15 protein-coding genes are annotated in these 12,507 nt (G+C 69.4%); 6 read left to right on the forward strand and 9 right to left on the reverse strand.

What is annotated here, in order from left to right; all coding sequences use genetic code 11:
- Positions 1-29 precede the first annotated feature (29 nt).
- The 5 genes from KQ304_RS06340 to hisF form a co-directional block, all read right to left on the reverse strand.
- Positions 30-209 carry a hypothetical protein gene (locus KQ304_RS06340; RefSeq protein ID WP_259736269.1) on the reverse strand — a complete coding sequence of 60 codons (180 nt, stop codon included), beginning with the start codon at positions 207-209 and terminating at the stop codon, positions 30-32.
- Positions 206-1,084, reverse strand: a complete 879-nt coding sequence (gene glyQ, locus KQ304_RS06345; RefSeq protein ID WP_259736270.1) for a glycine--tRNA ligase subunit alpha — start codon at positions 1,082-1,084, stop codon at positions 206-208. The genes KQ304_RS06340 and glyQ overlap by 4 nt, the downstream gene beginning before the upstream one ends.
- A 79-nt stretch (positions 1,085-1,163) precedes the next feature.
- Positions 1,164-1,877, reverse strand: a complete 714-nt coding sequence (gene ubiE / locus KQ304_RS06350) for a bifunctional demethylmenaquinone methyltransferase/2-methoxy-6-polyprenyl-1,4-benzoquinol methylase UbiE (RefSeq protein WP_259736271.1) — start codon at positions 1,875-1,877, stop codon at positions 1,164-1,166.
- Between the two features lie 24 nt (positions 1,878-1,901).
- Positions 1,902-2,246, reverse strand: coding sequence for a hypothetical protein (locus KQ304_RS06355; RefSeq protein WP_259736272.1), 345 nt, complete (start codon positions 2,244-2,246; stop codon positions 1,902-1,904).
- Positions 2,247-2,361: 115 nt separating this feature from the next.
- Positions 2,362-3,150 carry an imidazole glycerol phosphate synthase subunit HisF gene (gene hisF / locus KQ304_RS06360; RefSeq protein WP_259736273.1) on the reverse strand — a complete coding sequence of 263 codons (789 nt, stop codon included), beginning with the start codon at positions 3,148-3,150 and terminating at the stop codon, positions 2,362-2,364.
- Positions 3,151-3,195: 45 nt separating this feature from the next.
- Between hisF and KQ304_RS06365 the strand changes: the two genes are divergently transcribed.
- From KQ304_RS06365 to KQ304_RS06375, 3 genes are read left to right on the forward strand one after another with little or no spacing between them, the layout of a single operon-like run.
- Complete coding sequence (locus KQ304_RS06365) at positions 3,196-3,429, forward strand: DUF2862 domain-containing protein (RefSeq protein WP_259736274.1); 234 nt, start codon at positions 3,196-3,198, stop codon at positions 3,427-3,429.
- A 2-nt stretch (positions 3,430-3,431) separates the two neighbouring features.
- Positions 3,432-4,415 (forward strand): chlorophyll synthase ChlG, encoded by a 984-nt coding sequence (chlG, locus tag KQ304_RS06370; RefSeq protein WP_259736275.1) that lies wholly within the window; start codon positions 3,432-3,434, stop codon positions 4,413-4,415.
- A gap of 7 nt (positions 4,416-4,422) precedes the next feature.
- Complete coding sequence (locus tag KQ304_RS06375) at positions 4,423-6,597, forward strand: transglycosylase domain-containing protein (RefSeq protein ID WP_259736276.1); 2,175 nt, start codon at positions 4,423-4,425, stop codon at positions 6,595-6,597.
- A gap of 21 nt (positions 6,598-6,618) precedes the next feature.
- On the opposite strand, the gene KQ304_RS06380 is transcribed toward KQ304_RS06375, so the two are convergent.
- On the reverse strand, positions 6,619-8,001 hold the full coding sequence (locus KQ304_RS06380) for a 16S rRNA (cytosine(967)-C(5))-methyltransferase (protein WP_259736277.1): 1,383 nt from the start codon (positions 7,999-8,001) through the stop codon (positions 6,619-6,621).
- Positions 7,998-8,336, reverse strand: coding sequence for an MGMT family protein (locus KQ304_RS06385; RefSeq protein WP_259736278.1), 339 nt, complete (start codon positions 8,334-8,336; stop codon positions 7,998-8,000). The genes KQ304_RS06380 and KQ304_RS06385 overlap by 4 nt, the downstream gene beginning before the upstream one ends.
- Positions 8,337-8,465: 129 nt before the next feature.
- Between KQ304_RS06385 and KQ304_RS06390 the strand changes: the two genes are divergently transcribed.
- Positions 8,466-9,566: a S1C family serine protease gene (locus KQ304_RS06390; RefSeq protein ID WP_259736279.1), complete on the forward strand. Its 1,101-nt coding sequence runs from the start codon at positions 8,466-8,468 to the stop codon at positions 9,564-9,566.
- Between the two features lie 24 nt (positions 9,567-9,590).
- Positions 9,591-10,280 (forward strand): tRNA (guanosine(18)-2'-O)-methyltransferase TrmH, encoded by a 690-nt coding sequence (trmH, locus tag KQ304_RS06395; RefSeq protein WP_259736280.1) that lies wholly within the window; start codon positions 9,591-9,593, stop codon positions 10,278-10,280.
- A gap of 28 nt (positions 10,281-10,308) precedes the next feature.
- Here trmH and KQ304_RS06400 read toward each other — a convergent pair whose 3' ends face one another.
- Entirely contained in the window at positions 10,309-10,569 is a 261-nt protein-coding gene (locus KQ304_RS06400) for a hypothetical protein (RefSeq protein WP_259736281.1), read from the reverse strand.
- A 469-nt stretch (positions 10,570-11,038) separates the two neighbouring features.
- Here KQ304_RS06400 and KQ304_RS13680 point away from each other — a divergent pair, with 469 nt between their 5' ends.
- The gene (locus KQ304_RS13680) at positions 11,039-11,482 is read left to right on the forward strand and encodes a type II secretion system protein (protein ID WP_311133888.1); all 444 of its coding nucleotides are present in this window, start codon (positions 11,039-11,041) and stop codon (positions 11,480-11,482) included.
- A gap of 16 nt (positions 11,483-11,498) precedes the next feature.
- Here the strand turns inward: KQ304_RS13680 and KQ304_RS06410 are convergent, their stop codons facing one another.
- On the reverse strand, positions 11,499-12,317 hold the full coding sequence (locus KQ304_RS06410; protein ID WP_399228652.1) for an ABC transporter permease: 819 nt from the start codon (positions 12,315-12,317) through the stop codon (positions 11,499-11,501).
- Positions 12,318-12,507: the final 190 nt, after the last annotated feature.

Genomic DNA, 12,507 nt, shown 5'->3' on the forward strand with positions numbered 1-12,507 from the left:
AGGGTTCCCCCCTCAGGGGCCCCTGGTCGTCAGCCGGGCAGGTGGAGCATCAGCTCACAGAGCTGGGGGCTGGGCAACTCCTGACCCAGCAAAGGCGCCATCAGGGCCGCCAGCGGCCGCAGCCGGCAGGGCCAGATCGCCCGTTCGGTGAGCCGGCCCGCCTGGAAGCTGCCGGCGATCAACACCGCCGCCAGCAGGGTGCGTTTCACCCGAGGGGCGCCGCCAGCAGGGGAAAGCCCAGGGCGCGGCGCTCCTCCAGCCAGGCCTCAGCCACCTGCCGCGCCAGATGGCGGATGCGGCCGATGGTGGCGGTGCGCTCGGTCACGGAGATCACGCCGCGGGCCTCCAGCAGATTGAAGGTGTGGCTGCACTTGAGCACGTAATCGAGGGCCGGCGCCGGCAGGCCCGCCTGCACCAGATCAGCGGCTTCCGCTTCGTAGAGGGCGAAGAGCTGCTGCAGGCGCTCCGGGTTGGAGGCCTCGAAGTTGTAGGTGCAGTGGCCCTTCTCGGAGGCCAGCCAGAGATCGCCGTAGCTGCGCTCGCCGTTCCAGCTCAGGTCCCAGATGCTCTCCACGTCCTGGAGATACATGGCCAGGCGCTCGAGGCCGTAGGTGATCTCGATCGACACCGGCCGGCAGTCGAGGCCGCCGCACTGCTGGAAATAGGTGAACTGGGTGACCTCCATGCCGTCGAGCCACACCTCCCAGCCCACCCCCCAGGCGCCGAGGGTGGGCGATTCCCAGTTGTCTTCGACGAAACGGATGTCGTGATCACGCTGGCGGATGCCCAGGGCTTCGAGCGAGGCCAGGTAGGTCTCCTGAATGCCGTCGGGAGAGGGCTTGATCAGCACCTGGTACTGGAAGTAGTGCTGGGCGCGGTTGGGGTTGTCGCCGTAGCGGCCGTCGCTGGGGCGGCGGCAGGGTTCGGGATAGGCCACGGCCCAGGGCTCGGGGCCGATCGCCCGCAGCACCGTGTGCGGACTCATCGTGCCGGCGCCCTTTTCGGTGTCGTAGGGCTGCAGCAGCAGGCAGCCCTGGTGAGCCCAGAAGCTGTTCAAGGTGGCGATGATGTCCTGAAAATGCATGGGGGAGGAGGAGTCGCCACCGTCGGCGGGCATTCTCCCGTGTGGCAGTTCCAGCTGACGGCGCCGTGGGCCACTGCCCTCAGGCCAGCAGCTGCAGCAGACCCATCTGGCCGACGGCCAGTGTCCGGTGGCGCGCCCAGCCGAAGCCCGCCCGGCGCGCCAGCTGCTCCTGCTCGGCGCCGGTGGGGAAGCGCTCCAAGCTGGCTTCCAGATAGGCGTATTGCTCGGGCAGATCGAACAGTCGGGCGGTGGGCACCACCAGCCGGCGCAGGTAGAGGCGCTGGAAGGACGCAGCCAGCGCACCGGCCGGAGCGCTGGGGTCGGGGCGGTTGAAATCCAGCACCGCCGCCCGGCCGCCGGGGCGCAGCAGGCGGTGCAACTCCCTCAGCCCCTCAGCCGGATCAGCCAGGTTGCGCAGCCCGTAGGCCATCACCGCCGCATCGAACGACTGGGACGGCAGCCCGGTGGAAAGGGCATCCCCCTGGCGCCACTGCAGCGGCAGCCAGGGCTGGCGGGCGGCGCGGGCCGCCGCCACCTGCAGGGGAGCCGCGGCGGCATCGAGGCCGAGCACCTGGCCGCCGGGTCGCACCTTTGCAGCCAGCACCAGGGCCAGATCACCGGTGCCGCAGCAGAGATCGATCAGGCGCTGGCCCGGCCGGGGCCGCAACCACAGGACCGCCTGGCGCTTCCAGAGGCGGTGCAGGCCGAAGGAGAGCCAGTCGTTGAGCTGGTCGTAGCGGGGGGCGATGGCCTCGAACAGCTCACGCACCGCCTGGGGATCACCGGGCTTCAACGGCGGGAAGGGAGCGGGGAACGCTCAGGACAATCGCAGGTCGGGGCAGCGAGTGGGATCCACCAGACAATCGAGGGAGCCCTCCCAGGGCAGGTTGATCGCATCGAGGCTCACGCCCGGTTCCTCGATCGGCTGGGGCAACCAGAGGGCGCGGCTGGCGATGCGATTGGGGCCGGTGAGGGTGAGCACCATCACGGTGGCCAGGCCCACGGCAGCGGAGCAGACCATGCAGCCGGCCAGCATCAACGAGAACTCGCGGCGGTCGTTGGCGGCCTGCATCAGCTGCAGGGCCCAGGCCACCAGCGCCACCACGAAAACCACCATCAACAGGCCAAGGGCAGTGGAGAGAGGCGGCTGCAGGGCCGGCACGGCGGGGGAGAGCGGTGGGAAGCCCGATGAAGGCCTGGCAATCAATGTAACGAGCCGTTGCGAACTGTCGCGATCAGGGGCCGGCCCCAGGCAACCATCGGCCTGCCAGCAACCCTCAGGCCGCGAGCAACGATTCAGCCTCCAGGGGCCGCAGCTCCAGGCCCCGCGCCAGCAGATCCGCCTTGATGGCCTGCACCGTCAGCACACCGTCGTGGAGCAGGGAGGCCAGCAGCGCCGCTGAAGCCTGGCCCTGGCCGAGGGCGGCGGCGATGTGGTCGATGCTGCCGGCACCGCCGGAGGCGATCACGGGCACCTCCACCGCCTCGGCCACGGCGCGGGTGAGCTCCAGGTCGTAGCCGGCCTGGGTGCCGTCGCCATCCATGGAGGTGAGCAGGATCTCGCCGCAACCGAGGGCCACCGCCTGCTTGGCCCAGGCCACGGCATCGAGGCCGGTGTTCTGGCGGCCTCCTTTGACGAACACGTCCCAGCCGGAACCATCGGCGCGGCGGCGGGCGTCGATGGCCACGACGATGCACTGGCAGCCGAAGCGGCGGGCACCCTCACCGATCAGCTCCGGCCGCGCCACCGCCGAAGAGTTGAGGCTCACCTTGTCGGCACCGGCCCGCAGCAGCTCGGTGACACCCTCCACGGCACTGATGCCGCCGCCCACGGTGAAGGGGATGGTGACGGCCTCGGCGGTGCGACGCACCAGGTGCACCAGGGTGCCGCGCCCCTGGTGGCTGGCGGCGATGTCGAGGAAGACCAGCTCATCGGCGCCGGCGGCGTCGTAGCGGCAGGCGAGCTCCACGGGATCACCGGCATCACGCAGGCCAACGAAATTGACCCCCTTGACCACCCGGCCGTCGGCCACGTCGAGGCAGGGAATGATGCGCCTGGCCACCATGGTCTCGCTGTTAAGGTTGCGCTACCCGATCCAGTCGCGCCGGTCATGTCCCAGGCTGCCACCTCAGGCCCCTCGAGCGCCGTAACGATCGGTTCGAAGGTGCGGATCACGCGGGTGCGTGATCAGATTCCAGCTGAACTGGTCGAAACGCTGCAGAGCGATGCCATCGGCACCGTTCGCGACTTCAAGATGACCGACGGCAGCGGCATCGGTGTGGTGGTGGAACTGGCGAACGGCAGCACCGGCTGGTTCTTCGACGACGAAATCGCCGCAGTCTGAATTTGAGCGACGCTCCCGACCCCAGCACCAGCGGCGGCGGCGCCCGTCAGCTGCTTGGCATGAAGGGTGCCAGCGGCACCTCCTCCATCTGGAAGCTGCGCCTGCAGCTGATGAAGCCTGTCACCTGGATCCCTCTGATCTGGGGCGTGATCTGCGGGGCTGCGGCGTCCGGCAACTTCCAATGGACCCTGCCCCAGGTGGGCGCCTCACTGGCCTGCATGGTGATGAGTGGTCCGCTGCTGGCCGGCTACACCCAGACCATCAACGACTACTACGACCGCGAGATCGACGCGATCAACGAGCCGTATCGACCGATCCCCTCCGGTGCCATCTCCCTGCCCCAGGTGAAGGTGCAGATCTGGGTGCTGCTGATCGCCGGCCTGGCGGTGGCCTGGGGGCTCGACCTCTGGGCGGGCCACAGCACACCGGTGCTGCTGCTGCTGGCCCTGGGGGGGTCGTTCGTGAGCTTCATCTATTCAGCACCGCCGCTGAAGCTGAAGCAGAACGGCTGGCTGGGCAACTACGCCCTCGGCGCCAGCTACATCGCCCTGCCCTGGTGGGCCGGTCAGGCCCTGTTCGGCCAGCTCACCTGGATCACCGCCCTGCTCACCCTGGCCTACAGCCTGGCGGGCCTGGGCATCGCCGTGGTCAATGATTTCAAGAGCGTGGAAGGCGATCGGGCCCTGGGGCTGCAGAGCCTGCCGGTGGTGTTCGGGATCCAGAGAGCCAGCTGGATCAGTGCCGGCATGATCGACCTGTTTCAGCTGGCGATGGTGGCCGTGCTGATCGCCATCGGCCAGAACTTCGCGGCGGTGCTGCTGGTGCTGCTGATCATTCCCCAGATCACCTTCCAGGACATCTGGCTGCTGCGCGATCCGGTGGCCTTTGATGTGAAGTACCAAGCGAGTGCTCAGCCCTTCCTGGTGCTGGGCATGCTGGTCACGGCGCTGGCGATCGGTCACAGCAGCCTGACCGTGGGCATGTGAGGGCGCTGTGAGCAAACGCCGGCTGCGGTTGCTGCTGGTCGTGGGCGTCGCCCTGGCCGCGGGAGGGGGAGCAGCCCTTGGAGTCAACACCCTGGTGAAGGGGGTGGACAGCCTGCTGCCGGATGCCCGCCGGATCACCACCTTCAACCGACCAGGCACGGTGACGATCCTCTCCGCCGACGGGGAAGTGCTCCAGAAGCTGGGCCCGGCCACCCGCGAAAAAGTGGCAAGCGGCGAGATGCCGGAGCTGGTGAAAGAGGCCTTCGTGGCCGCCGAAGACCGCCGCTTCTATCAGCACAGCGGCGTGGATCCCACCGGCATCGCCCGGGCCATGGTGCGCAACCTCAGCCGGGGCTCGGTGGAGGAGGGGGCGAGCACGATCACCCAGCAGCTGGCGCGCACGGTGTTCCTCAGCCAGGACCGCACGCTGATCCGCAAACTCAAGGAAGCGGCCCTGGCCGGAAAGCTCGAGCGCCAGCTGAGCAAGCAGCAGATCCTTGAGCAATACCTCAATTACGTGTACCTGGGCTCCAGCGCCTACGGCGTGGCCGATGCCGCCTGGATCTACTTCTCCAAGACCCCTGACCAGCTGACCGTGCCGGAAGCGGCTCTGATCGCAGGGTTGCCGCCGGCCCCTTCGGTCTATTCACCGCTGGTGAACCCGGAGCTGGCGCTGCAGCGGCGCGGCATCGTGCTGGAGCGCATGGCCCAGGCCGGGTTCATCGATTCCGGGGAGCTGGCTGACGCCAAGGCCTCGCCGCTGCAGCTCAAACCCGCCCTGCCGAAGTTCTGGAACAGCCGCGCTCCCTACTTCACCGGTTGGGTGGCGCAGGAGCTACCGAAGGTGCTGAGCGCGGAGCAGCTGGAAGTGGGTGGTCTGACGATCCGCAGCAGCCTCAATCAGGCCTGGCAGGACGAGGGCCAGAAGGTGATCGCCGCCAGCGCCTCCGGCGGGCTGGAGGGGGCCCTGGTGACGGTGGAGCCTGGCACCGGTCTGGTGCGGACGATGGTCGGCGGCAAGGACTACAGCAAGAGCCAGTTCAACCGCGCCACCCAGGCCCTGCGCTCCCCCGGCTCCACCTTCAAGCTTTTTGTCTATCTGGCCGCCCTGAAGGCCGGCATGAAGCCAGAAGACACAGTCCTGGATGCCAAGCGCTGCTTCGCGGGCTACTGCCCCAAAAACTTTGGTGATCGCTACCTGGGGCGGGTGTCGCTGGCCACAGCCCTGCAGAACTCGCTCAACATCGTGGCGGTGAGCCTGCTGCAGCAGGTGGGCTTCGACAAGGTGATCGCCATGGCCCGCAGCCTGGGGATCACGCGGGAGCTGGGGCGCTTCTACCCCATGGCCCTCGGCGCCTACGAGCAGACGGTGCTGGACATGACCACGGCCTATGCGGGGGTGATCAACCGCGGGGTGTTTGTACCGGCCACGCCATTCGAGGAGATCAGCGGGCCGAATGGCGAGCTGCTCTGGAGCCGGCGTGTGGATGGAGACAAGGGTCGTCGCGTGGTGGACAGTGCCATCGCCGATGCCATGGTCTGGATGCTGCAGCGGGTGGTGAGCGGCGGCACCGGCGGTGCCGCCTCCCTGGCCAACCGGCCGGTGGCAGGGAAAACGGGCACCTCGGAGGGGGCACGGGACCTCTGGTTCATCGGCGGCATTCCCCAGCTCACCACCGGCGTCTGGCTGGGTTACGACAACAACCGCAAAACCGGCAGCGACAGCGGTGCCGCCGCCGCCGCCTGGGGGCGCTACATGGCGGTGGTGGTGAAGGATCTGCCGGTGCGTCAGTTCCCGCCCAAACCGGTTCTCACCGGCACCTTCAAGCCCACCAAGCAGGCCAACACCACCGTTCAACCAGGGCGACCGAGCACCCTCCCCAACCCTGGCGAAGACCGCAACCGGCCGGAGCCATCGCAGGAGCCGCCCCCGAGCGATCGCGGACAGGATCTGCCTCCGCTGCCCGATCTGCCCGATCTGCCCGATCTGCCCGATCTGCCGCCCCCAAGCGCTCCTCCCCGTGGCGGTGGCAGCCGCCCTGAGCCTCCCCCGCGCCGGCCGGCTCCCCCCCAACCGGCACGAGCCCCGGTGGCGCCTCCACCACAGGTGAATCCCTCGTTCCCGGTGGCCCCGCCGCCTCTGACTCCCCCACCACCGGTGGCACCGCCGCCCGTTCCCTGAGCCGCGCGGTTCCCGCCAGGGTCAGGTGGGGGCTTGCAGCACCGCCGCATAGAAGCCATCACCGCTGTGGGCGGCCGGCCAGTGCTGCTGCTGCGATAACAACCGCCAGCCCGGATGCTGCGCCAGAACAGCCGCGATCAGGGCGCTGTTCTCGCTGGGGTGCACGGTGCAGGTGGCATACACCAGGCGGCCACCTGGGGCCAGCAGCGGCAGCATCGCCTCCAGCAGGGAGCGCTGCAGGGCCACCAGCTCCGTGATGCTGGACGGGTTGATGCGCCAGCGGGCATCGGGGTGGCGGGCCAGGGTGCCAAGGCCCGAGCAGGGGGCATCCAGCAGGATGCGATCAAAGGGCGGGCCAGCGGTGGCGCCGGCGAGGGCGCCAGGGATAGCGGCATCGGCGGTGAGGGGCTCGATGGCCTGCAGCCCCAGGCGCTGGGCGTTGTCGCGCAGACGGCGCAGGCGGCCTTCGGAGCGATCCACCGCCAGCACGCTGCCGGCATCCCCGATCAGCTCCGCCAGATGGGTGCTCTTGCCACCGGGGGCGGCACAGGCATCGAGCAGGCGCTCGCCGGGCTGGGGATCGAGCAGGGGGGCGATCGATTGGGCGGTGCGGTCCTGCACGCTCCAGTGACCTTCGGCGTAGCCGGGCAGGGCGCGCAGATCACCGCTGCGGCCGGTGAGGCTGAGGGCCCAGGGCAGGTCCGGCAGCGCTGTGGCGCTGATGCCGGCGGCGGCGAGGGCCTCGATCACCCCCTCGCGGCTGGCGCGCAGGCGGTTCACGCGCAGATCCAGGGCGGGGGGCTGGTTGGCCGCCACAGCAAAGGCCTCGGCCCCCTCCTGGGGCAGCCACTCCAGCAGGCCGGCGGCCAGCCAGGCGGGCAGGGAGCCGCGCAGGGCCAGTGAGGCGACGGGATCGACGGGCAGCGGCAGCGGCTCCCAGGGGGCGGCGCCCGCCGCCAGGGGTTGGCGGCGCCGCAGGCAGGCCCGCAGCAGGCCATTGACCACCGGCGCCAGGCGGGCGAGACCATCGCGCTTGGCGATTTCAACGGTGGTGCTCACCGCCGCCGAGGGGGGCACCCGGGCGGTGAACAGCAGCTGGTAAAGGCCGAGGTGCAGCAGCCAGCGGAGCGGCGGCGGCTGGCGCTCGGCGCTCACCTTGCCTAGGGCATCGATCCAGCCATCCAGCAGGGCCCGCTGGCGGATGGCGCCGCAGGCCAGCTCCGTGGCCAGGCCGCGATCGGCGGCGGCCAGGGGGGAGCGGCGCAGCTCCCGCTCCAGGGCCAGGTCGGTGTAGGCGCCGGCGGCCACGGCCTGCAGCACCCGCCAGGCCACGCGCCGGGCGTCGAGTCCGATGGCGGCGGGATCTGGAGACGGCGGGGCGGGGGCAGCTGAGGTGGCGCTCAAACGGCGAGGGGCGGCGGCCTCCAGAGATAGCGCCGCAGGGGCAGACGGCCCTGTTCATCCACAGGAATGCCTTCGTTGATCAGCAGCTCCCGCTGCATCCAGTCGCTGCCTTGGCGGGAGAGGCTGAGGCTGATGCAGCCGCGGGCATTGACGATCCGGTGCCAGGGCACCTCAGAGGGCAGCGACAGGCGGCGCAGGGCCCAACCCACCTGGCGGGCGCAGCCGTAGGCACCGATCCACTCGGCGATCTGGCCGTAGGTGGCGAGCCGGCCGGCGGGCACCAGGGCCACGGCCGCCCACACCCGCTGATCAAAGCCCGGGGAGTCATCAACCATGACAAGGGCTGACCGGGATGAGCGACGGGAAGATCCTGTCATCAGCGACGGCGGGCGGGCGCTTGGTGCGCACGGCCAGCGGCCATAGAACGGAATCCAAGCGTTCTCCAGCCCCCACGAGTCACCACGATGCAGAGCAACAGCAGGATCCGCCGCAGCGCCTGGGGGCTGCAGTTGGGGGCCGCCGGTCTGGCCTTCGCGCTCTCGGGCTGCGGCCTGATGCGTGCCACCGCCGAGGTGCCGGCGGCGCGGGCGGCAGCGGCCTCACGGCCTGCAGCCGCCGCAAAAGCCCCCCCAGCGGCGGGGATTGAAGCCAGCAGCTGTGCCACGGGCCGCCAGAGCGCCGAGGAGGTGTTCCGCTCGGCCCGGGAGGGCGTGGCGGTGGTGTCGAGCGGCAACAGCCTGGGCAGTGCCTTCGTGGTGGCCCAACAGGACGGCATGACCTACCTGGCCACCAATGCCCATGTGGTGGGCGGCAGCGAGGTGATGCGACTCAAGTGGGTGGATGGCAGCAGCGACCGGGCGCGGGTGGTGGCGCGCGGATCGGGCAAGGCGCCCACCAGCGACCTGGCCCTGCTGGCGGTGGAGGGCCAGCGCGGCAAGGTGCTGCGCCTGCGTGATCAGACCTCGGCGGTGGGCCAGGAGGTGTTCGTGATCGGCGCCCCGAAGGGGCTGGAATTCAGCCTCAGCCGTGGGGTGGTGAGCAGCCTGCGCGGCAATGAGCAGATCCTGCAGATCGATGCGGCGGTGAACCCGGGCAATTCCGGCGGCCCGGTGCTGGATGCGGGCAACTGTGTGGCGGGCATCGCCACCTTCAAATACGGCGACAGCGAGGGGCTGAACTTCGCGGTGTCGTCGAAGGTGGTGCGCGAGTTCCTGGCGCAGCTGCCCACTGGCGGCAGCACAACGCGCCAGCCTGAGACCGCCAGCAACGACGACACCCTGTGCCTGTTCCGCGCCTCCGGCGGCGAAGAGGAGCAGATCCCCTGCCGCATCAGCCGGGTGAGCGCCCGCAACGGCGGCACCCTCTACGACCTGGCCTGGGCCGATGGCTCCCGCAACGCCTATGCCTTCTTCCGTGATGGGCGGGTGGCGATCCGCGCCAACGACGGCAGCGGCCGGGCCCAAAGCGACGAGGGCACCTTCCGCCGCCTCCAGGGTGGTGTGGCGGTGCGCGGCAGTGGCGACAGCCTCGCCTTCATTCCCGGGTTGGATCCGGTGCTGAACTGAGCGCAGTCAGTCTGCGCTGTGCCCATGCCCCTGCTGCCCCGCCGCTTCGAGCGGATCCGCGCCGTGCTCGACCGGCGCATGGCCGATCTCACCGTGGTGCTGGAGGCGGTGGACAAGCCCCACAACCTCTCGGCGATCCTGCGCAGCTGCGATGCGGTGGGGGTGCTGGAGGCCCATGTGGTGAGCCTGAAGGGCCGGCCGCGCACGTTCAACAGCACCGCCCAGGGCAGCCAGAAGTGGGTGCCCCTGCGCCCGCACGAACGGGTGGAGGAGGTGCTGGGGCAACTGAAGCAGCAGGGCTTCCGCCTCTACGGCACCCAGCTGGGCACCAACGCCGTGGACTACCGCCAGTGCGACTTCCGTGGCCCCACGGCCTTCCTGCTGGGGGCGGAGAAGTGGGGCCTGAGCGAAGCCGCGGCGGCGATGGTGGATCAGCCGCTGTTCATCCCCACCGGCGGCATGGTGCAGTCGCTGAATGTGTCAGTGGCGGCGGCGGTGCTGCTGTTCGAAGCGCTGCGGCAGCGCCAGGCGGCGGGCCTGGTGCCCGAGGCCGGCGAAGGGCTGCCGCCTGGGGCGCGCCAGGATCTGCTGTTCGAGTGGGCCTACCCCCAGGTGGCGGAGTGGTGCCGGCGCCAGGGGCGCCCCTACCCCCCGCTCACGCCAGATGGTGAGATCAGCGAGCAGCTGCCCCGCACCCTGAAGCTGCGCCACTGACGTTGATCCTGCGCAGCCTGGGGACAGATCAGAGGAACGGGATCAGCACGTCGTTGTGATCGGGCGGTGGTGGGGCCGCCTGACCGCTGTGGGCCCTGGGCAGCCACAGGGCCACGGCCACACCGACGATCTCCAGCAGCAGCGGCCGCGCCACAAACAGAACCACCGCCAGGGCACCGAGGGCGAGCAGACGCTCCAGCAAGCCGATGACGTCGTCGCCGTTGGCCGTGCCCAGCAACCAGAGCAGCGCCGAGGCGGCCAGCAGGCCGAGGGTGACCCAGAGGGGCATCAACACAGTGGCCAACACATCGCTGTTTTACTCGGCTGCAGCCGCCCATGTCTGTCGATGCTGAGCGCAGGCCGGCCCAATCGCCGCTGGAGCGCACTTTGCCCTGGGACCTGGACGTAGCTGAGGCCGCCCTCAACGCCAGGGCACAACGAGCCTGGGGCAACCAGGAGGCCATGAACGGGAGACAACAAGCCACAAGCCCCTGCCAGAGGACTGGTTTTCCTGAAGAAAAGCTGAGAAGTAGCCAATAACTTGCCGTAAGAGTCATGAAAGTCTTGATCAATCCGCCATCGATTTCAGGAAGCGGCTCTTCTCCCCCGCCAGGCGCCAGCAGCCCAACCGATGGCCCTGAGCGGAGTTGGCCATCAAGCCCACGGCCTGGATTCGCTCAGGCCATCAGTGGCATCCCGATGGCCCAGGCCCCTCGAGGTGGGGAACTCTGATCGGCGTCCCCTTGAGACCTGCCACCATGCGCACCCACACGAGCCTCGCCGTTCTCCGTCAACTCCAGCAACGCCGGGCCAGTTCCAACCCGCTCACCAAGGGATTCACCCTGGTGGAGCTGATGATTGTGGTGGCCGTCATCGGCATTCTCTCCGCTGCGGCTCTGCCGCAATATCTGCAGGCCCGCAATGCGGCCCAGGCCGGTGCGGCCATCGGTGAAGCCCTTGGCCTCGCCAAGGAATGCGCGACGTTTGCCGCCTCTGACATCGGCGGAGCTCCCACAGCGCCGACCACTGGCCCCGTGCAGAATCCAACCCCCTGTACTACCGATGCAGGCGGCACCTACACCGCCACCTGGACAGAAGGTCCAGTCGGTGTTCGCTGTCTCACGCAAACTTCAAACGCAGGGAACAAAACAGCCACGATCACGATCGATGGCAATGGCTCCATGAGCTGTGCCCTGTCCTGATTCGATCACGTCAGCATCACGTTCCCCGCCCTCCATCCCCCCCGCTCACCCAGGCCTCCAGGCCCTCGCCGAGGAACGAGAGACCGAGCACCAGCACGAACATCGCCAGGCCGGGGTAGAGGGCGGTCCACCAGATGCCGGTGGGCAGAGCGGTGAGGGCCTGCTGGAGATCACCACCCCACTCGGGAATGGTTTCCGGCAGGCCGAGGCCCAGAAACCCCAGACCGCCCAGCACCAGCACCGCATCGGCGGCGTTGAGGGTGAGCAGCACCGGCACCGAGGTGATCACGTTGCGGAACAGATAGCGGCGCAGGATCCAGACCGGACCGGCCCCCAGGGTGCGGGCGGCCTCCACGTAGAGCTCGGCCTTCACCTGGGCCGTCTGGTTGCGCACCACACGGAAATACTGCGGGATATAGACCACGCACAGGGCGGCGGCCGCATTGGGCAGGCCCCGGCCCAGCAGGAAGGCCAGCACCACTGAGAGCAGCAGCACCGGCAGGGTGTAGAGCGTGTCCATCAGCAGCACCAGCACCCGGTCGAACCAGCCGCCCAGGTAACCGCTGAGCATCCCCAGGGGCACACCGATCACCAGGGCCACCACCAGCGCCAGCAGCACCACCTGCAGGGCCACGGCGGCACCGGAGAGCGTGCGCACGCAGACGTCGCGACCGAGCCGGTCGGTGCCGCACCAGTGCTGCAGCGACGGGGTGGCATAGATGGGATTGTCGAGGCCGGCATTGGGATCCGCCAGCACCCCCAGGTGGATCATCAGCGGCGTCAGCAGCGCGATCAGCCCGTAGATCAGCACGATCACCAGGCCCCAGCGGGCCATCCGGCCGGAGAGATCGCGCGGCCGCCAGCGGCGCAGCAGAGCGGTGCTCGGCGGGGTGGTCATCGGGCAACGGTCCGGGGCAGGGCCAGTCTGGGGCAGGGGCAGGAGGCTGACCCCTGATGCTCTGCGGCCGAGCACCAGCGGAGCGGAGAGGAGCCTGGCCAGGGCCTCAACAGTGGTGATCCTGTCG

Origin of the sequence: Synechococcus sp. CS-1329, assembly GCF_025128055.1 — a bacterium.
Lineage (GTDB): Bacteria > Cyanobacteriota > Cyanobacteriia > PCC-6307 > Cyanobiaceae > Regnicoccus_A.

Excerpts from the sequence above, each read along its gene's own strand:
- trmH (WP_259736280.1), top strand. The coding sequence starts at position 9,591 with ATGCCCCTGCTGCCCCGCCGCTTCGAGCGGATCCGCGCCGTGCTCGAC.
- hisF (WP_259736273.1), bottom strand. The coding sequence starts at position 3,150 with ATGGTGGCCAGGCGCATCATTCCCTGCCTCGACGTGGCCGACGGCCGG.
- KQ304_RS06410 (WP_399228652.1), bottom strand. The coding sequence starts at position 12,317 with ATGGCCCGCTGGGGCCTGGTGATCGTGCTGATCTACGGGCTGATCGCG.
- KQ304_RS13680 (WP_311133888.1), top strand. The coding sequence starts at position 11,039 with ATGCGCACCCACACGAGCCTCGCCGTTCTCCGTCAACTCCAGCAACGC.
- KQ304_RS06400 (WP_259736281.1), bottom strand. The coding sequence starts at position 10,569 with ATGCCCCTCTGGGTCACCCTCGGCCTGCTGGCCGCCTCGGCGCTGCTC.
- KQ304_RS06365 (WP_259736274.1), top strand. The coding sequence starts at position 3,196 with ATGTCCCAGGCTGCCACCTCAGGCCCCTCGAGCGCCGTAACGATCGGT.
- KQ304_RS06390 (WP_259736279.1), top strand. The coding sequence starts at position 8,466 with ATGCAGAGCAACAGCAGGATCCGCCGCAGCGCCTGGGGGCTGCAGTTG.
- KQ304_RS06385 (WP_259736278.1), bottom strand. The coding sequence starts at position 8,336 with ATGGTTGATGACTCCCCGGGCTTTGATCAGCGGGTGTGGGCGGCCGTG.
- glyQ (WP_259736270.1), bottom strand. The coding sequence starts at position 1,084 with ATGCATTTTCAGGACATCATCGCCACCTTGAACAGCTTCTGGGCTCAC.